The 16,800-nt window shown below is 60.9% G+C and carries 16 protein-coding genes; 7 read left to right on the top strand and 9 right to left on the bottom strand.

Annotated elements, in window-relative coordinates; translation table 11 throughout:
- Positions 1-64: 64 nt before the first annotated feature.
- The 3 genes from FPZ24_RS11920 to FPZ24_RS11910 are packed head-to-tail and all read right to left on the bottom strand — an operon-like array spanning position 65 to position 4,325.
- Positions 65-583, bottom strand: coding sequence for a DUF1543 domain-containing protein (locus tag FPZ24_RS11920; RefSeq protein WP_146572263.1), 519 nt, complete (start codon positions 581-583; stop codon positions 65-67).
- The gene (locus FPZ24_RS11915; protein ID WP_240047445.1) at positions 580-2,193 is read right to left on the bottom strand and encodes an FAD/NAD(P)-binding protein; all 1,614 of its coding nucleotides are present in this window, start codon (positions 2,191-2,193) and stop codon (positions 580-582) included. Before FPZ24_RS11915 ends, FPZ24_RS11920 begins: the two co-directional genes overlap by 4 nt.
- 59 nt (positions 2,194-2,252) lie before the next feature.
- The gene (locus FPZ24_RS11910; RefSeq protein ID WP_146572261.1) at positions 2,253-4,325 is read right to left on the bottom strand and encodes a catalase; all 2,073 of its coding nucleotides are present in this window, start codon (positions 4,323-4,325) and stop codon (positions 2,253-2,255) included.
- Between the two features lie 504 nt (positions 4,326-4,829).
- On the opposite strand from FPZ24_RS11910, the gene FPZ24_RS11900 reads away from it, so the two are divergent.
- Complete coding sequence (locus tag FPZ24_RS11900; RefSeq protein ID WP_146572259.1) at positions 4,830-5,555, top strand: Crp/Fnr family transcriptional regulator; 726 nt, start codon at positions 4,830-4,832, stop codon at positions 5,553-5,555.
- Positions 5,556-5,650: 95 nt separating this feature from the next.
- Complete coding sequence (locus tag FPZ24_RS17955; RefSeq protein ID WP_420853362.1) at positions 5,651-5,890, top strand: DUF6894 family protein; 240 nt, start codon at positions 5,651-5,653, stop codon at positions 5,888-5,890.
- A 597-nt stretch (positions 5,891-6,487) separates the two neighbouring features.
- Here FPZ24_RS17955 and FPZ24_RS11895 read toward each other — a convergent pair.
- Positions 6,488-6,904 (bottom strand): hypothetical protein, encoded by a 417-nt coding sequence (locus FPZ24_RS11895; RefSeq protein WP_146572257.1) that lies wholly within the window; start codon positions 6,902-6,904, stop codon positions 6,488-6,490.
- Positions 6,905-7,292: 388 nt separating this feature from the next.
- Here FPZ24_RS11895 and FPZ24_RS11890 point away from each other — a divergent pair, with 388 nt between their 5' ends.
- A complete protein-coding gene (locus FPZ24_RS11890) occupies positions 7,293-7,613 on the top strand; it encodes a UrcA family protein (protein WP_186728801.1) in 321 nt (106 codons plus the stop codon).
- 96 nt (positions 7,614-7,709) lie between these two features.
- On the opposite strand, the gene FPZ24_RS11885 is transcribed toward FPZ24_RS11890, so the two are convergent.
- Complete coding sequence (locus FPZ24_RS11885; protein WP_146572252.1) at positions 7,710-9,704, bottom strand: winged helix-turn-helix domain-containing protein; 1,995 nt, start codon at positions 9,702-9,704, stop codon at positions 7,710-7,712.
- Between the two features lie 530 nt (positions 9,705-10,234).
- Between FPZ24_RS11885 and FPZ24_RS11880 the strand changes: the two genes are divergently transcribed.
- From FPZ24_RS11880 to FPZ24_RS11865, 4 genes are all read left to right on the top strand, one after another.
- Positions 10,235-11,053: an alpha/beta fold hydrolase gene (locus FPZ24_RS11880; protein ID WP_240047444.1), complete on the top strand. Its 819-nt coding sequence runs from the start codon at positions 10,235-10,237 to the stop codon at positions 11,051-11,053.
- The gene (locus tag FPZ24_RS11875) at positions 11,046-12,188 is read left to right on the top strand and encodes a sensor histidine kinase (RefSeq protein ID WP_146572250.1); all 1,143 of its coding nucleotides are present in this window, start codon (positions 11,046-11,048) and stop codon (positions 12,186-12,188) included. Before FPZ24_RS11880 ends, FPZ24_RS11875 begins: the two co-directional genes overlap by 8 nt.
- 73 nt (positions 12,189-12,261) lie before the next feature.
- Positions 12,262-12,636, top strand: coding sequence for a response regulator (locus tag FPZ24_RS11870; protein WP_146572248.1), 375 nt, complete (start codon positions 12,262-12,264; stop codon positions 12,634-12,636).
- Positions 12,637-12,801: 165 nt separating this feature from the next.
- Positions 12,802-14,097 (top strand): chloride channel protein, encoded by a 1,296-nt coding sequence (locus FPZ24_RS11865; protein WP_146572246.1) that lies wholly within the window; start codon positions 12,802-12,804, stop codon positions 14,095-14,097.
- 79 nt (positions 14,098-14,176) lie between these two features.
- Here the strand turns inward: FPZ24_RS11865 and FPZ24_RS11860 are convergent, their stop codons facing one another.
- The 4 genes from FPZ24_RS11860 to bufA2 are packed head-to-tail and all read right to left on the bottom strand — an operon-like array spanning position 14,177 to position 16,760.
- Positions 14,177-14,854, bottom strand: coding sequence for a DUF1223 domain-containing protein (locus FPZ24_RS11860; RefSeq protein ID WP_146572244.1), 678 nt, complete (start codon positions 14,852-14,854; stop codon positions 14,177-14,179).
- A complete protein-coding gene (locus tag FPZ24_RS11855; protein ID WP_146572242.1) occupies positions 14,833-15,612 on the bottom strand; it encodes an HvfC/BufC N-terminal domain-containing protein in 780 nt (259 codons plus the stop codon). The genes FPZ24_RS11860 and FPZ24_RS11855 overlap by 22 nt, the downstream gene beginning before the upstream one ends.
- The gene (bufB, locus tag FPZ24_RS11850) at positions 15,609-16,439 is read right to left on the bottom strand and encodes an MNIO family bufferin maturase (protein WP_146572239.1); all 831 of its coding nucleotides are present in this window, start codon (positions 16,437-16,439) and stop codon (positions 15,609-15,611) included. The genes FPZ24_RS11855 and bufB overlap by 4 nt, the downstream gene beginning before the upstream one ends.
- Before the next feature lie 60 nt (positions 16,440-16,499).
- Complete coding sequence (bufA2, locus tag FPZ24_RS11845) at positions 16,500-16,760, bottom strand: BufA2 family periplasmic bufferin-type metallophore (RefSeq protein ID WP_146572237.1); 261 nt, start codon at positions 16,758-16,760, stop codon at positions 16,500-16,502.
- Between the last annotated feature and the right edge of the window lie 40 nt (positions 16,761-16,800).

The following is a 16,800-nucleotide window of genomic DNA, read 5'->3' as shown; positions in this document are numbered from 1 at the left end:
GCGCGATTGCGACAGCACCTTTTCGCGGTCGCTCATCCTGACCGCGCGATCCGACGTCACTGGCTCATGCTTTCGCCTTCGTGCCGATCGGCTTGTATTCGCACGTAAAGCGAAGAGGCCGTTGCTCGTCCCTTCGCGCCAAATGAATATAGAGCCGCTGTTCGCCGATATGCTCGTCGAGCGCGAAGGCCTGCTCAGCCTCGTACATGTCGTCGCGGTGCGGCATGTCCCAGCCGCTCGCCGCTGCCAACGCCCGCTGCTTGGCTTCCCCTATTGAGCGCGCGACGACGAACATATTCTTGTGCTGTTCGGTGAAGTGGGAACGATCATAACCCCCGAGATTGACGTAATAGAGCCGCTCCGGGCCACCGTAGGGCTGCGGCCGGAGTGCGACATCGTAGCCATCGGCATGATCGATCTGCGCCCAGCAGTCGATATGCAGGCTTGCTGGTGCGCCCCACCATTGCCGACGCAGGGTGTCATGCGTCTTGGTCATGGATGGAGCCGCTACGAAGCGCATGTCGTGCAGCTCGATATTGGCGCCCGGCAGCTCGCCTCCGACATAGATCGCAAACAGCTTCATACGGGTTCCTCATCTGCCTGCTGTGCTGTCCCCGAACGAAAGAGGGCGGCCGCAAGCTCCTTTCCGACAATCTCGCCCATTTCGTGCGAGCTGGTGATTCCTTGGATGAAGGGGTGTCGGCCGAGCAGGAAAGGCAGGCTGAGGCAGAACAGCCGATCGGCGGGGCCATCGTCGGCCAGTGGGTGGAATTCGTCATCGATCACGATCCCACGCACCGCCTTGCCCGACGATGCCGGTTCGGCGTCGCGCACGATCCCCTGCCGGCGTAGTGATGGAAAGGGAAAGTCCTTTGCCGCCAGCGGCCGTTCGCCCGTGGCCTCGATAAACACCGGAAAGTGCCGGCGCTCGCCGTCGAGCATCAGCACGGCGCCGCTCTCATCGCCGCGACTGTCGATGCGATAGCCGTCACCGATTGCCGCGATGGCGAGTTTGCCGGCCCCATGGAGGGCGAGCAGACGTTTGATCGATTCATGCGGAACGGTTGCATAGTCGTCGACGAAGATCGGTTTGAACTGTCGCGTGAAGCGCTGGAAATCGACTTCGTTCAGGTGCGGGACGAGTAGCGCCATGACCTCGTGCATGCGCAGGATCGCGTAGCGCCACGGCACCGTGAAGCGCTTCGCCTGGTTGGCCTGCGCTTCCTTCAGATTGGTGCGGGCCCATTCGAACGGGTCGGTTTCCGTCCGATCGGCAAAATACCGTTCGCAAAAGTCCTCGAGCGCGAGATCGGGCAAGCCGGTCTTACGCGCATAGGCCGGATCAGCGTTGGCGAGTTCCTCTTTGAATAAAGCAAATGAAGGATCGAGCAGATCGTCTTCACCGCTGGCGATCAATCGCTCGACGGCTTCCGGCGTGCAGGCGGACAGCGGTTCATAAGGGAGGGGGTGGAAAAAGTCGGCCTCGGGCAGAAGGCCCTTGCGCGACATCATCGTGATGTCGAGCGCGTCGGTATCGGCCGCCGGCGCATAGCGCAGCCCGTCCTCGCCATCCTCAATGAACTCACCGTGCGCAACAGCGAGGGCGACCACGGCATCGATCGCGGTGAGCGATGAGCCGCGAATACCGACCGAGCTCGGCGGGATGCGGGCGAGTGCGGAGGCGGGCCAGGGACTGAGAAAATAGCCGGGGCGAACTTCGGGATCATCGGGCCATTGATGGCCGGTTGCCAGAACGGCATAATCGAACCGCTCTTCGCTGACGGCACCGTGACGGGGACGGATCGTCAGCAGCATGCCGTCGGTTTCGCTGGCGATATCCGTGACGCGACATCGTGTCCGCACATCAACACACGCGCCGCGCTGCCTCGCCGCAGCGACCATCGCGTTGAACCGATCATAGAAATAGTCGCCCAGCATCAGCCGTGGATAAAAGGCGCGCTCGTCGATCGCATCGGGATCGACCCCGCGCGCCACCAACCGATCGTGCGGCTGGCGACGAAGCCAGTCGACCAGCGTCTCACCAAGCGGCGGGATTTCCAGACTGGCGATGTTGGACAACATCGCGGGGTCGTTCCACCCCGGCCGGTAAGGAGTGCCGAGCCCCGCCTTTGACTGCTCTTCGAAGATCGTCACAGCAAACGCCCCCGATGCCTCGTTCAGCAGCGCGTGCAAGGTGTAGATCGTGGTGGGCCCGGCGCCGACGAAGGCGACCGATGGTATGTCTTGCCGACTCAAGCCAGCGTCCGCAGCTTGGGTTCGCGATCGTAGTACCGCTTCGCGGCAGCTGTGACGAACGCGCCATCGAGCCCCGTCACGCCGGCGTCGGGTTCGATCCCGGCCTTGTCGAGCAACGGCCCAGCTTCCTCAGTCGCGCCGATCGCCTTCAGGTGACCGAACGCGTCCATCGCCCATTGCACCGCGGCTCCTTCCTTGAGCAGCGCTGTGCAGCCGTCTTCCGACAGCACTACCGCTACCGCATCGAAAATCTGCGATGGTGCCCCTGCAAGCTGAGCGTCCGCCTTCTGCGTCGTTCCGTCGGAGAGCTTCGCACCGCCGACCTTGGGCGCGACGATCACCGCCTTGCCCTTCGCTTTGGTCACCGCCGCGACAAGCGACTTCAGCGCGCCCGCGTCAGTGCCGTCAGCGATCAAAATGCCAACGGCGCGACCTTCCAGCGTCTCCTTCATCTTCTTGTGGATCGACAGCGCGTCGGATGGCGCCATATCAACCGGCTCGCGTGCGGCCGTCGTTTTTTTGGGCAAGGCAATGCCGAGGCCATCGGCGACGCGCTTGGCGAAATCCTCGTCGACGTTGCGCAGGTTCGCGACCATCCGCGGCGGCACCTGATCGAGCTGGCCGACCTTCGACAATTCGAACACGAACGACGACGCGATGTGCGCCTGTTCGCTTTCGGTCTGCGATTTGAGGAACAGCCGCGCCTGGCTGTAATGGTCGGCGAACAATTCGGCGCGGACGCGCAGCTTTTCGCCGGTTTCCTCAGGCTCAGTGGTCGCGTTGGTCGTCGCGAAGCCTTTCTCGGCGCTCTCACGCGGTCCGCCATCCTCGCCATGATCGGCGAGGCTGTTGGGTTCGTAATTGGCGCGGCCTTTCGGAACCAACGTCTGCATCATCCCGTCGCGCTGGAAATTGCCGAACGGGCAGCGCGGTGCGTTGACCGGGATCTGGTGAAAATTGGTCGTGCCGAGCCGCGACTTCTGCGTGTCCAGGTAGCTGAACAGGCGACCCTGGAGCAGCGGGTCGTTCGAGAAGTCGATGCCGGGCACAATGTTGGTCGGCAGGAACGCTACCTGCTCGGTCTCGGCAAAGAAATTGTCGACGTTGCGGTTGAGCGTCAGATTGCCGATCACGCGCAGCGGCACGTCTTCCTCGGGGATCAGTTTGGTCGCATCGAGCACGTCATAGGGCTGCGCGTCGGCGAACTCCTGGTCGAACACCTGAATCGCCAGTTCCCATTCCGGAAACGCGCCGGTGTCGATCGCCTCGAACAGATCGCGGCGGTGATAGTCGTTGTCGGCAGCCTGGAGCTTCAGCGCCTCGTCCCAGATCGTCGACTGGATGCCGAGCTTGGGCCGCCAGTGGAACTTGACGAAACTTGCCTTGCCGCCGTCGTTGACCAGCTTGAAGGTGTGGACTCCGAACCCTTCCATCATGCGCAGCGACCGCGGCAGCGTGCGATCGGACATCGCCCAGAACAGCATGTGGGTCGTCTCGGGCGTCAGGGAGGCGAAATCCCAGAACGTGTCGTGTGCCGATCCTGCCTGCGGATAGCCGCTGTTCGCCTCCATCTTCACCGAATGGACTAGATCCGGAAACTTGATCGCGTCCTGAATGAAGAACACTGGGATGTTGTTGCCGACCAGATCCCAATTGCCTTCGCGCGTGTAAAATTTGACCGCGAACCCGCGCACGTCCCGCGGGGTATCGACCGATCCTGCACCGCCCGCGACGGTCGAGAAGCGGACGAAGACCTCGGTCTTTTCACCCTTGGTGAACAGGGCCGCCTTCGACAGGTCGGATATGTCGTCGGTAGCCTCGAATACGCCGTGCGCGCCCGATCCACGGGCATGCACGATCCGCTCGGGAATACGCTCGTGATCGAAATGGAAGATCTTCTCGCGAAGAACGAAATCCTCGAGCAGCGTCGGTCCGCGCGCGCCGCTCTTCAGACTGTTCTGGTTGTCGGAAATTGCGACGCCATGATTGGTCGTTAGTACGGGCGTTTCGCCAGCGGCCTGCTGGTGCGTTTCACCACCGTCGCCGGTGCTCTTCACGGTATTGGACATGGAGTTCCTTCGCTGCCGAGAGTTCGGCTCTCCCGCTCAACGCCGCCGATGCCCACAGTTTCCGACAATCCGGCCCTTCCGAGCGAAAATCGTCTTGATGCTGATCAGTGATTTTAGGTCCCGATCGTTTCGGGTTGGATGCTACAGCCCGATCCGGCCGATCGCTGAAACAAGGTCTGCGCTTATCTCCGCAGGCGCTCTAGGGTTAGACGGTTCAATACGGTCTGGATCCGGCTCTGCGCCACCTGCAACGCCTTGTGCCTCACCTTTCTGATGGCGTTCGTGCGAGACGAGCGACTCTCGCCAAGCAAGGCCGACCATTTGGCCTCTTCCGACGCGAAAATTGCTAGCGCCAGCCGCAAACCGTCGCGACGTCCATGGTGATAGTCATCGGTCATTACACTTCTCGGTTCGGCGCGGGCGTGGTTCCTAGCGGATAGTTTCCGTCCAAATCGGAACCGACCTTACTGATCTATGTTATGTCGCCCGAGGAGAATTCGATAAATGAGCTCGCCAATAGGAACTAAACTGCGGGCGTTTGGGCAGGTGCCATCTTCGGACGTCGATGACCTGGAAGTGTTGTTCGATCAGTTTCGTTCCTTCCGACCAGCCAGTAGGCTCGTTAGTGAAGGCGACCGACCCGACTTCGTACTCGCAATCGGTGAAGGCTGGGCCGCGCGCTGCAAATTTATGCGCGACGGCGGTCGTCAGATTACAGACATCTTACTCCCTGGAGACATCTTGACTCTCAGTGCGGGGACGAAGTCACCTCTAGATTTCGGCATTTACTCTTTGTCAGAGATGAAATGTGCTTTCGTACCGTACGAAGCTTATCGCGCTTTTCTGCACGGCCGGCCTGAAATTGAGAATGCAGTTCAGCGCTCCGCGCTTGCCGATGAAGGTCTAATGCGCGCGGCGGTCATTCGTCTCGGTAGACAAGACGCCTTTCAGCGTGTGGGTCACTTTTTTTGCGAGACTTGGTGTCGCGCTGCCAATGTCGACCTGATTGTGGCCGGCAGTCTTCCTCTACCTCTCACGCAAAGTGATGTCGGAGACATTGTCGGTCTCACCGCGGTCCACGTGAATAGAACGCTTCGGGTTTTGCGCGAGCAAGGTTTGCTCGAATGGCAGGGCCGAGAATTGCGTATTCCAGATTTACAGCGTCTGGCGGGGCAAGTTGGATATAGGGCTTCGATGCCCTGCGAGCCAATGGAGAAGGTCGCCGCCTGAACTTACTGCCGTGATCATCGTTTTGCTCTGATCGCGGAGCAATCGGGAATCCGCAATTTGAAAACAGAACCGCTCGCATCAGGCTAGGAATATCAGTGCCCCACTATTTCTTCGACTTGCACAACCACGTTAGCGCGGTCGACAATGAAGGGGCGGATCATGCTGACCACAATGCCGCAATCGCGCACGCAACATTGAGCGCGCGGAGGATAATGGCTGACGACATCGTTCGTCTGGGCGAGCTGGATCGCCGACATTGGATCGAGATAAGACATGGCACGGACGACTGGCGGTACCGCGTGCTATTCGGCGACTGCATACGAGTTCTGCCCTAGACCAGCGGGCGACCTGTCAGTCGGCAACGCGCCCGAGACCTGAAGCTCCATGTTGATCTCTTGCGCAGGACAAACGGACGGCGAGATCAATGCTCGCTTAATCCTTGTTTCCGGCGGCAAGGTCTGACTAAGGTCGCGCGACGGTTGTCGATCTTGCCACCGTACTCCTCCGACACAACAGGATATATCGATGGGCCAACTTCGCACCGCAAATAACCGGCGCAATCGCGCGCTGCGCGCACCAACGACCCGCAAGGAATTGCCGAAGGTTGTTGCCAAGTCCGAAAAGGTGACCCCGAAGAAGCCCGCTTAAGTTCGCATTATTCACGACCACGATTGGAGCAACCGACATGTCGCGCAAACCCAATTATGGCCTGGAGCGCCGAGAGCGGGAACGGAGCAAAGCAGCCGACGCGGCTCAAAAGGCGCAAGCCAAGGCAGATAAGCGTGCGTCCGGAGAAGGCACGCCGGAGGTCACTGCGGCTGCTGACCAATAAATGAACGCCGGCAATGCGAAGATTTCTGCTGGGGTATGCGCCCCACTTTTGCCATTCATGGCTTGCCATGCGCACGCCGAAAGCGGTCGCATGTTCAGGCTTAGGCGGGCCGTTTTAGCGAATCTTCGACGAGCCACATTTCCGCTGCCAGCTGTGAATTAAAGGCGGCGACATCTGCCAGACCGAGAGCCGCACGAGCATGCTGCTTATCGTCAAGGTCTCTTACCAGCAGGGCGACACGGTCACCCGACTTGTAAGTTTGGCTATGCTGTCTCTTGATGTGCGCCTCAAGCTCCGGCAACTGTCGCTCTGCTAATGTTACGTCGGATAATATACGGATCGGTCGAGCAGCGTTACGCATGTCTTGGATCACGCGTCTCAACTCGCGGAAATGTTCGTCCACCTCGGCACGTGTCCACGCGCCCGAGCCCCTGACGAAGATGATGTTGTCGCGTTCTTCCACTTCGCGCGTGATCATGCGTCTAAGATAAGCATAGTTTGATCCTACGATCAGCACTCAAGTTCGCTTTGAAGGTTTTCCCTTCTGGCAGCAGCGCCTTTACGCCCCAAAGTCGGTCGTTTGCGGCGGGCGCGACCCTTCCCGAAAGCGGTCATTCGTTCAGCGTCGCCGGAAAAGGCTCCGATCAGGTGGAACGTGTCCTCGCACTTTGAGCCCAAGATTATTTCTGGCGGTAATACCATAACGCGCGAACAACCTAGTTCTCGACATTTCAGCTGAGATCAGGAGACTAAACCTATTCTGAAGAAATCCGTCTCCCTCGGCTTTTCATCAGCCAATCATCGGCGCTTCATCGTTTCCTCATCCTCTCGCGATCCCCTATGTCGTGCCATTCCAATCACGTCGTCGCCCACCCGGATCGACACCGCGCAATTGGAGAATGGACATGATCAAGATCGCCCTCGTCGCCGTTTCGTTGACCTTTATTGCGGCTCCGGCCATTGCAAAGGATGGCAACTGGCAGGTTGGCAACGATCAAATTCACATCGTTTACAGCGGCATCGACACCAACACTGTCGCTGGCCGCGCGGCGCTACTAGCGCGCGTCGAGAGTTCAGCTGCCAAGCTCTGCGACTTCAAGACCGTCCGCATTGAACAACGCGAATGCATCCGTTCAGTCGTGGCCGACGCCGCGGTAAATGCGCGCAACAATGTTCTGACCCTCGCGATGAGCGAACGCCAGGCGACCACGCTCGCTTTGCGCTGAACCGGCACCACGGGGCGCAACTGATTACCCTTAGAGGCGCCCGATGCCTAACCTGCCGCCGCTCTGTAGTATAGCAGAGCGGCGCCTTTTTGGGTGTCAGTTCTTTCCGACCAACCGCGCGACCTCGGCTTTGCAGTTGTAAGGAAGGCCGGGATCCGAACAATAGTCCGGCCACTTGCCCGACGTTCGCCAAAAGCCAGCGAGGCCAAGCTTCACCATCAGCGGCATAAAGCGCGGATCTCGTCGCATTGCCGCGGTCCGCCCATCGAACAGGAACACCGTATGCCCGGTCATCGGATAACCGGGTCGATAGTTCGAGGCCACGTCGAACGCGTCATCGAGGAAACCGAGAAGCGCGAGCGCTTGGATCGCGTCGCCCATCCGGTAAGGTCCCGGCTGCGCCGCTAGCGCTAGCGCATCACGCCGCGCCGCGTCACGGTCGCCCGCTGACTTGGAGATCATCGCGGCGATCAGCCGATCCATAAGGCTGCTGGCGGTCACGTACGGCTTCGGCGGTAGGGGAGTTGCAAAAACTGCTTTCGCCTCCTCAAACCGGCCGGAATCCACTAAGCATTCGCGTAACGACCATTGAAGGCGAGTATCGCCAGGCGCGGCAGCGAGCCGTCCCCTAAGATCGTCAATCGTATCGCCCGTTGAGCCCGCACTGCACATCATCCAGGCGGCAGCTGGTCGCCAGTCGATCTGCAAATCCGCAGCAGCGGCGTGCGCACTATAGGTTGTCGACTCGCGCAGACGCCCTGTTTCGAGCAACAGTTGAGCGAGAAATCCATTAGTGTGCGGCCAGTCGGGATCGATCGCAATCCCCCTGCGGAGCAACTCCTCGCGCTTCGCCCATTGAGTCGGCGGCAACGCCATCTCCTGAGCGAGATAAGCATCGGGAGAATTGGGCTCGAGTTCTAGCGCGCGCGCAGCCTCGGCACCACTTTCCTTACGCATCATGGCGGCTTGATCAGATGGGAAGAGGGGGGCGAGATAGGCCTCGAACTTGGCAAGATCGCTGTGCGCTGCCACGAAGCCGGGCGCATTGCGGGTCAGGACGCGCAAGTCGTCGAGCAATTCGAACGTTGCCCCAGGGTTCGCGGCATCGCCTTCGTTTACAAACAGGTCGCATACGCGAAGATAACGGCCCAGAAGCGCGGCGTCGGTCAGTCCATTCTTTTTCAGCGCGCGGTTCGAACAGGCAAGGACGCTTACTACGGTGCGGGTCACTCGAGTCCGTAATGCGTCAAGAGATGCGACATCGCCTTGGTCACTGCGGCTCCAGATCGAGACATGCTGAACGGGATCGTTGACGTGTACCTGAATGCTGATCGTCTTGCCGTCGTTCCGCACGCTGCCGTCAAACGTCAAGGCGACGCCTAGCGCCTCGATGCGATCCGCGGCACCCGGCCCTCGCAGAGCGGCTGCGTCGGACGACGAAACTGCCGGAATCTCACTGCTATTTAGCCCGGTAACGATCTGCTCGTTGAGCGCCTTGGCAAAGCCCTGCGCGGTCGGATCGTTACTGATAACGTCGAACGGCAGGACTGCGATCCGCGTGGGTCGGGAAGTAGCGGTGATGCGGATTGCGAGCAGTGCAATGCCAACACTCGTCGCGACGATAAGCGCAGCGGCCGCGATCCACGCCCATAGAGGGCGTTGTCGCTTCGGCGTTGTCGAACTGTTGATCGGGAGCGCCGTAACGACTTCCGCCGCGATCGGTGCTGACAAGGTCTTGATGGTGTTTACCTCATCCGGTCGCAGTAGCCGATAGCCAATTTTGGTGATCGTCTCGATCCGGAAAGCGCCGCGACCAACCCCGTCTTGAATCCGCCGCAAGCGCGACAAAACGCGATTGATCGCGTCATCTCCGACAATCCGGTTTTCCCAGCAAGAAGCTGATAAATCGGAGCGGCTGACAATCGCGCCCTCGGCGCGTGCAAGCGCCACGAGCACTTGCATCACGCGAGGCTCGACGATCTCCTCCTCGCCGCTTTCGAGCATCATCTGCCGAAGCGAGGGCTTGACCATCAGGGGTCCCAGCCTGAAGTCGGCAATACGCGCCAGTTCGATGATTGAAATGTCGGTCACCGCCCCTCACGCTCGCGCGATAGAAATCGTTTATCCAGTAAAAGTGAGGTGAGAATCCAGCTTAATCTTTCCAGTGCCAGCTGTCAGAGCGTGGATCTGACTTGGCTTTGAAAAAGTTGGCTAAGGTCCAATTAAAGCGGCGGGGATCGTCACAAACTTGCGGGTAACCGGCAGTCCGCTTCGCGCCCTAATTTCGGCCATTCAACGCGAGCCGCCGCATTCCCGAAAGCTGCCAATCATCTCGAATACTGAGCCGCTCATCAACGGGTTTTCGCGGGGAGTTTGAAACAGCAGTCCGCCTTACCTCTATCGCTCGTCCTCTGCGAGCGTGCCGACTGTTTCCGACAGTCTGTTGGCCTCCGCAGAAAATCGTCCTGATGTTGATCAATATCGTCGGGTCCGCGCCTACAAATCGCGTGATCCGCATATTCAAACGAGCGTCCAGCTGATAGCGGAGGGTTCGAGCGCAAGCGTTGTATGCTTGCTCGATCGGGCTTGGAGGCCAAGATATAATGCCTGCGATGTCCACCTTGGACGACGCTGCAAGCGCGTCTGGAAACGCGGCGATTATCGCCCGACTGAATGCGCGCGTCAGCGGCGATGGCCTGCGGACGATGGTTTTTGCGCACGGCTTTGGCTGCGACCAAAATATGTGGCGATATGTCATGCCGGCGTTCGAGGACCGGTTCCGGACGGTCGTGTTCGACTACGTGGGCGCCGGAGGGTCCGACATCTCGTCCTATGACGTTGCGAAATATGCGTCACTCGACGGCTATGCCGATGACCTTATCGCACTTGCCCGCGCTCTCGGCGTTCGCGGCGGCGTCTTCGTCGGCCATTCGGTCAGCGCGATGATCGGCGTTATCGCTGCTCGGCGGGCGCCCGAACTCTTTGCGGATCTCGTGCTGGTCGGGCCTTCGCCGCGGTATATCGACGACGGGGATTATGTCGGCGGTTTCAGTCAGGATCAGATCCTGGAACTGCTGGAATTTCTCGACAGCAATCACATGGGCTGGTCGCAAACGATGGCGCCCGTGATCATGGCAAATCCGGATCGCCCCGAATTGGCGGAAGAGTTGACGAACAGCTTTTGCCGGACCGACCCGGAAATCGCCAAGCGCTTCGCGAGGACGACGTTCCTGTCAGACAATCGGGCCGATCTCGGACCGATCGATGCGCGCGTTCTCATCCTCCAGTGTCGCGATGACTCGATCGCGCCGGTTGCGGTCGGACAATTCGTGCATGACGCGATACCGGGCAGCGAGTTGGTCATGCTCAACGCGACCGGTCATTGTCCAAACCTGAGCGCACCAGACGAGACGACTGCTGCGATCGCAGCCTTTGTCTGACAGCGGCGCATCATCGGATGAGTCCGTCGAAGCGGCAGTCGACTTCGAGGATTTGTTCGAAAGCGCCCCCTGCGGATACCTCTCAACCGACAAAGACGGCCGAATTATTCGGGCGAACAAAACGTTCGCTTCCTGGACGGGCTTCACAACCGAGACGCTCGCGAGAAAACGACTGTCCGATCTGCTCACAGTTGGTGGGCGCATCTTCTACGAAACCCACTTCGCGCCGATGCTTCACATTCAGGGGAGTTTCAGCGAGGTAGCACTCGACATTCTGACGTCCCAAGGGCGCAAAATCCCGGTTATCGTCAACGCAGTCGAACGACGGGACAGCGCCGGGCGCCCTGCGTTCATCCGCTTTACGTTGTTCATTGCGGCCGATCGCCGCACGTATGAGCTGGGCCTGCTGGAATCACGAGACGCCGCCCAGGCGACCGTTGTCGCCGAACGCGCGGATTCTGAACTTCGGGAGCAGTTCATCGCCGTATTGGGGCACGATCTGCGCAACCCGTTGGCCGCCATCGCTAGTGGGGTGCGCATTCTGGAGCGCGAGAAGTTAAGCGAACGGGCGCGCAGGGTGCTGTCGCTCATGGACGGCAGTGTGGTGCGTGCGGCCGGCCTAATTGACAATGTGCTCGACTTTGCCCGGGGGCGCCTCGGCGGTGGCATCACACTGCTCCGTGATGCGGATGAGCCACTGGAACCCATTCTCCGCCAGGTTGTCGCCGAACTCCGGGCAATCGCGCCTACCCAGGTCGTCGATGCCCAATACAATATCGACGAGCCAGTGAACTGCGATCGCGTCAGGATCGGTCAGCTATTGTCCAATCTCGTGGGCAATGCATTAACGCATGGCGCGAAAGACCAGCCTGTTCGGATCGAAGCGACAACGACGCCCGAGACGCTGGTCATCATGGTTGCGAACGGCGGTGCACCCATTCCCGCGGAAGCGCGGCCTCGCTTGTTTCATCCGTTTGAGCGAGGTGACGATCGGATCCAGCATCAAGGGTTGGGTCTGGGTCTGCATATCGCCTCTGAAATCGCGAAGGCGCATCATGGCACCTTGACCGTAACGTCTGACGAAACGGAGACGCGATTTACTTTCGCCATGCCGCTAAAGGTCTCGCCGATTTAATTTGCGTCAACGGTGAACTTCGCAGCTCGCCGAGCATTCTGAACTCTCCGGGCACATCCGGCTGGAGAGCCTGATGGAACCCACCGACGGCAAGACGACCGTGTTGGTCGTGGAGGACGAAACCCTCGTTCGCATGTACAGCGTTGGCATCCTCGAGGACGCCGGGTTTGCCGTGCTCGAAGCCGAGAGCGCCGATGAGGCACTGATAATTCTCGATCAGCATGGCGAAGTGCGCCTGCTTTTTTCAGATGTCGACATGCCGGGAAGTATGGACGGCCTGGCACTAGCGCGGCTGGTTCACCAACGATGGCCCCATATCCACTTGCTACTGACCTCTGGGCATCACCACTTGCAGAGCGCCGTTATCCCGGACGATGGACAGTTCGTGCGCAAACCGTGGTCTGACAAAATCTTGATCGATAAGATTGCGAGCGTTCTCAAACAGTAAGGGGCGCAATCGTTCGACCCCAATGCACCCCAATTTCGGTCACTCAGAAAGGGCGGCGCCGATCGCTAAATCAGCCGCTCACGGAATAGTTCGCAAACGTCGGATAGTATCAACAGTAAGATGACGAGGGTGGTGCACCGGCTCACCTCTCTGTAACGCGCGCAAATGCGTATCACCCTAGACCGACGGTGGCGGGTATTGTTGCGTCGGCATGGTCCGGGGTCGGCAATCTGGCGTCGACGCTTCGCGATGGGGCTCGGCGCGATTTCAATCGGGCTTGTCGCGCTGCTGTTTGCCTGGCTGGCAGACCAGGCCAGCCATTATTTCGATTTGTTCGCAAACAGGTTCCGCTGGGCACCTCTGCTGGGTACGCCGTCGGCATTTGCGGCCATCGCGTGGCTCACGCGGCGTATCGCGCCCGAAGCAACGGGTTCGGGAATCCCTCAGGTGATCGCCGCAGCAGGCAATCCGAAGCGGATCGCGCAACATCTCATCTCGCTCAAGGTCGCGCTCTGGAAATGTGTGTCGACCATCGCGGGCCTGCTCGTGGGGGCCTCCGTCGGGCGGGAGGGGCCGACGGTCCAGATTTCGGCGGCAATTCTTGGTTGGTATGCTCGCCTGTTCCGCACACCAATGCGTGCATCGATGCTGATCGCCGGCGGCGCTGCTGGCGTCGCCGCCGCGTTCAATACACCGCTTGCGGGCGTCACGTTCGCGATCGAGGAACTTGCGGACGCGTACGAGCAACGTGTTGCGCTCCTCGTCATGACGACGATCGTGATCGCGGGCATCGTCAGCCTGGGGCTCGCCGGCAACTACGTATATTTCGGCGAGGTATCCCAGACGTTGACGGTGAGCGCTGTGCTTCGCATCGCACCTGTGGCCGGTGTTGCGGGCGGGCTTGCCGGCGGACTTTTTGCGCGCGCGATGCTGGGGCTAAGTGCATCGCGGGACCGCTGGCTCCCCGTCTTCCGCGACCGTCCCGTCTGGTGGGCTCTGTTCTGCGGTATCATCGTGGCGGGCCTCGGCGTTGCGACAGGTCTGACCTGGGGCACCGGCTATTCCTCCGCTCGCGCGATCATCGATGGCACCAACGCGCCCTACTGGTTCGGGCCTGCCAAGTTTCTCACGACGCTGGCAACCGCATTGTCAGGACTACCGGGCGGTATCTTCGCGCCATCGCTCGCGACCGGCGCAGGTCTTGGAACTCTGCTTCGATGTATTTTCCCCAGCGATCCGGGCAGTGCGATCGTGTTGCTCGGGCTGGTCGCCTATTTTACCGGCGTCGTTCGCGCGCCTCTCACGGCCGTCATCATCGTGGTGGAAGCGACCGCGAGCCGCGGGCTGATCCTGCCATTGTTCCTCTCGGCGATCATTGCCCACATGGTTTCGTCGTTTGTGTGCAAGGAACGACTGTATCACGGCCTTGCCCAGCGATGGCGAACTGAGGCGCCGTCCTGAACTCGCTCCAACGGCGCCGCTATAACCTGCCCGTGGCGATCCCGAAAGCGGACGGCTCGTCGCAACCAAATCGCGAATGTCAGAGCTTACGGGCAGCGATGATCGGCCCGCCAGTCCCGGCTTGCATCAATACAGCGGTCGCGAGGCCCGATTGTAGTGCCGGCAGCGAATAGCGCGCCTGCGTGCCGTTCCATTGCCCCAAGCGCACAAGTCGCCGGACGATGTTGCGGTGGGGGATTGTCCGCCCGCCATTTTCGCCGGCGCGGATCGGGACGGCGACGGTGCGGGGATCGTAACTTACCAGCCATACAGTCGCCGAACCCTTGGCCGCGCTAATCGCGACGGTGCGGCGGTCGCTGTCGATGCTCGGGCCCGCCGTGCCACGGTCGAACCGGCGGATCGCGGTGTCGACGTCGGCGCGGCTGTTGCCGGTGACGACGCCGCGACCGTTGACGACCACTTGCGGCGTACCGACATTGCCGCGTCCGCCGGCCTTGGCATAGTCCCACTGGCGCTTCGTGAACGCCGGACTGGCGAAGGTGTCCTTCCACCCCAATTGATCCCAATAGGTAACCGCGAAGCTGAGCGCGAGGACGTCCGCCCGATCGGCAAGTGCGTTGACCACCGCGTCGGCCGGCGGGCACGACGAACAGCCCTGGCTTTGGTACAGCTCGACGACGACGGGATGCGCAGGGTCGGCGGCGAACGCGGGTGTCGCGGCGAGACCCAGGCCGATCAGGATTGCGGTGAGGCGCATGTTTCGTCTCCTTCGGTGATGTCGGTGATCAATCCGTCGGCCAGCCAGCGACCGAGCAGTGCGCCGGCCATTGCGACGCCGTCCGTTTCGCCATGGGCTGCGACGAGTGACGTACATAATTCGGCAAAGGACACGCCGGAGCGGGCAAGGAGGATCGCTTGCTGCTCGTCCCCGTCGATCATGCGGAAGCGCGAAACCAGGTCATGCCGCCAAACGAGCAGCGCGCCGGGTTCGGACAATAGTTCGACCGCTGGCGGCACCTCACCGGCGGCGAGCGCAGCCCAGATCGCAGCGGCATTGGTAGTCGCGTCGATAAGGTCAAGCGTCGGCCCGAAATGCAGAACGGCACGATCCCAATCGACCTCGCTCAAAACCGTCGTCGATAGCGGCTGCGCATCTGCGCCAACAAACGCGTCGCCCAGCGCGCGGTCGAGCCATGCCAGTTCGGCAATTTCCGGGTCGTGCGGATACATCGCGGCGAGCGTTTCGGGCACGTCGCGTGTGTAAGCATCAAGCGTCCAACTACTCGGCGGCACGCGGTCGATATGCGCGGCCATCGCCTGGTGAAATACGTCGTGACCGAGCCAGTCGCGCGTATGGGCGAAGCTCTCGTCCAGACAGGCGATGAGCTGCGCGCGATAATTGTTCTGATAGATGCGCAGCCCTGGTGCCGCGTCGGGACCGATGCGCTGCGCCGCCCACTGGTCTTCCTTGATCAGCCAGGCGCGAATATCGCGCTGCAATTCGATCAGGCTCATGCCGCCAACCGCCCGATTTGGCCGCCGATCCGGCGCGCCTGGGCGAGTTCGGCGAGCAATTCGTGGAGTTCGGGTATGTCGTCGTCGCGCTCGATCATCGTGGCGACTGGTCCGAGCCTCGGCAGCACGTAAGCGTATAGGTCCCACACGCTCGTGGGGACCGGCCGATCGTGGGTGTCGATCAGCATTTCCTTGCCTTGGCTGTGCCCCGCCAGATGGATTTGCCGGACGCGGTCATGGGGGACACCGTCGAGATAAGCGATCGGGTCGAACCCGTGATTGCAGGCGCTGACATAGACGTTGTTGACGTCGAGCAGCAGCCCGCACCCGGTCCGCGCGCACATCGCGTCGAGGAATGCCCATTCGGTCATGTCGGTGGGCGCGAAGTCGATATAGGTGGACGGATTCTCGATCAGCATCGTCCGGCCGAGCGCTTCCTGCGCGCGGCCGATGTTGGCGCAAACCACATCGAGCGCGTCGTTCGTGTAGGGAAGCGGCAGCAGATCGTGCGAGCTGAACCCTTCGATCCGGGTCCAGCTCAGATGGTCGGAAACGAACAGCGGATCGATCTCATCGACCAGCGCGCGCAGTCGCGCGAGATAAGCTCCGTCCACGCCATCGGCCGACCCGATCGACATCGACACGCCGTGCAGCGCGACCGGATACATCGCGCGGACGTCGCGCAGGATCTGGCGTGGCTTGCCGCCATCGACCATGAAATTCTCTGAGATGACCTCGACGAAATCGACCGCGACCCGGTGCTCCAGGAAATCGCGATAATGCGGTTTGCGCAAACCCAGGCCGTAGCCGGAAAAGGGGATCGTCATCGTGGCGTCTCTCGAAAAAAAGCCGGTCCGGCGGCCACGCGGCCGCCGAACCGGTGAAGGTCAATTCGGCGCGGTCAGGCTGCCGCCGGCCGACTTGCAGGCCTTGGCGGTCATCGCCTTGAAGCCTTGGCCCTTGCAGTCGTTCATGCCCTTGCAATCGTGATTGCCGGACTTGCAGTCCGACGTGCCCTTGCACGTGTTGACGCCGTAGCAGTGGACCTTGGCAGCGCCTTTGGCGACCGCGGCGGTCGGTGCGGCGGCGGTGATGGCGACGACGGCGGCGGCGGCGGCGAAGCTGACGCCGGTGCGAAGGATGGTCATGGATAATCTCCCGAAACTTGTTGAGCCTGATTGGCTCCTC

This window comes from Sphingomonas panacisoli, assembly GCF_007859635.1.
GTDB lineage: Bacteria > Pseudomonadota > Alphaproteobacteria > Sphingomonadales > Sphingomonadaceae > Sphingomonas > Sphingomonas panacisoli.
Note: the sequence above shows the minus strand (reverse complement) of the source record. Positions and strands in the feature narration are given on the sequence as shown.

Excerpts from the sequence above, each read along its gene's own strand:
- FPZ24_RS11920 (WP_146572263.1), bottom strand. The coding sequence starts at position 583 with ATGAAGCTGTTTGCGATCTATGTCGGAGGCGAGCTGCCGGGCGCCAAT.
- FPZ24_RS11910 (WP_146572261.1), bottom strand. The coding sequence starts at position 4,325 with ATGTCCAATACCGTGAAGAGCACCGGCGACGGTGGTGAAACGCACCAG.
- FPZ24_RS11900 (WP_146572259.1), top strand. The coding sequence starts at position 4,830 with ATGAGCTCGCCAATAGGAACTAAACTGCGGGCGTTTGGGCAGGTGCCA.
- FPZ24_RS11890 (WP_186728801.1), top strand. The coding sequence starts at position 7,293 with ATGATCAAGATCGCCCTCGTCGCCGTTTCGTTGACCTTTATTGCGGCT.
- FPZ24_RS11870 (WP_146572248.1), top strand. The coding sequence starts at position 12,262 with ATGGAACCCACCGACGGCAAGACGACCGTGTTGGTCGTGGAGGACGAA.
- FPZ24_RS11865 (WP_146572246.1), top strand. The coding sequence starts at position 12,802 with ATGCGTATCACCCTAGACCGACGGTGGCGGGTATTGTTGCGTCGGCAT.
- FPZ24_RS11860 (WP_146572244.1), bottom strand. The coding sequence starts at position 14,854 with ATGCGCCTCACCGCAATCCTGATCGGCCTGGGTCTCGCCGCGACACCC.
- FPZ24_RS11855 (WP_146572242.1), bottom strand. The coding sequence starts at position 15,612 with ATGAGCCTGATCGAATTGCAGCGCGATATTCGCGCCTGGCTGATCAAG.
- bufB (WP_146572239.1), bottom strand. The coding sequence starts at position 16,439 with ATGACGATCCCCTTTTCCGGCTACGGCCTGGGTTTGCGCAAACCGCAT.
- bufA2 (WP_146572237.1), bottom strand. The coding sequence starts at position 16,760 with ATGACCATCCTTCGCACCGGCGTCAGCTTCGCCGCCGCCGCCGCCGTC.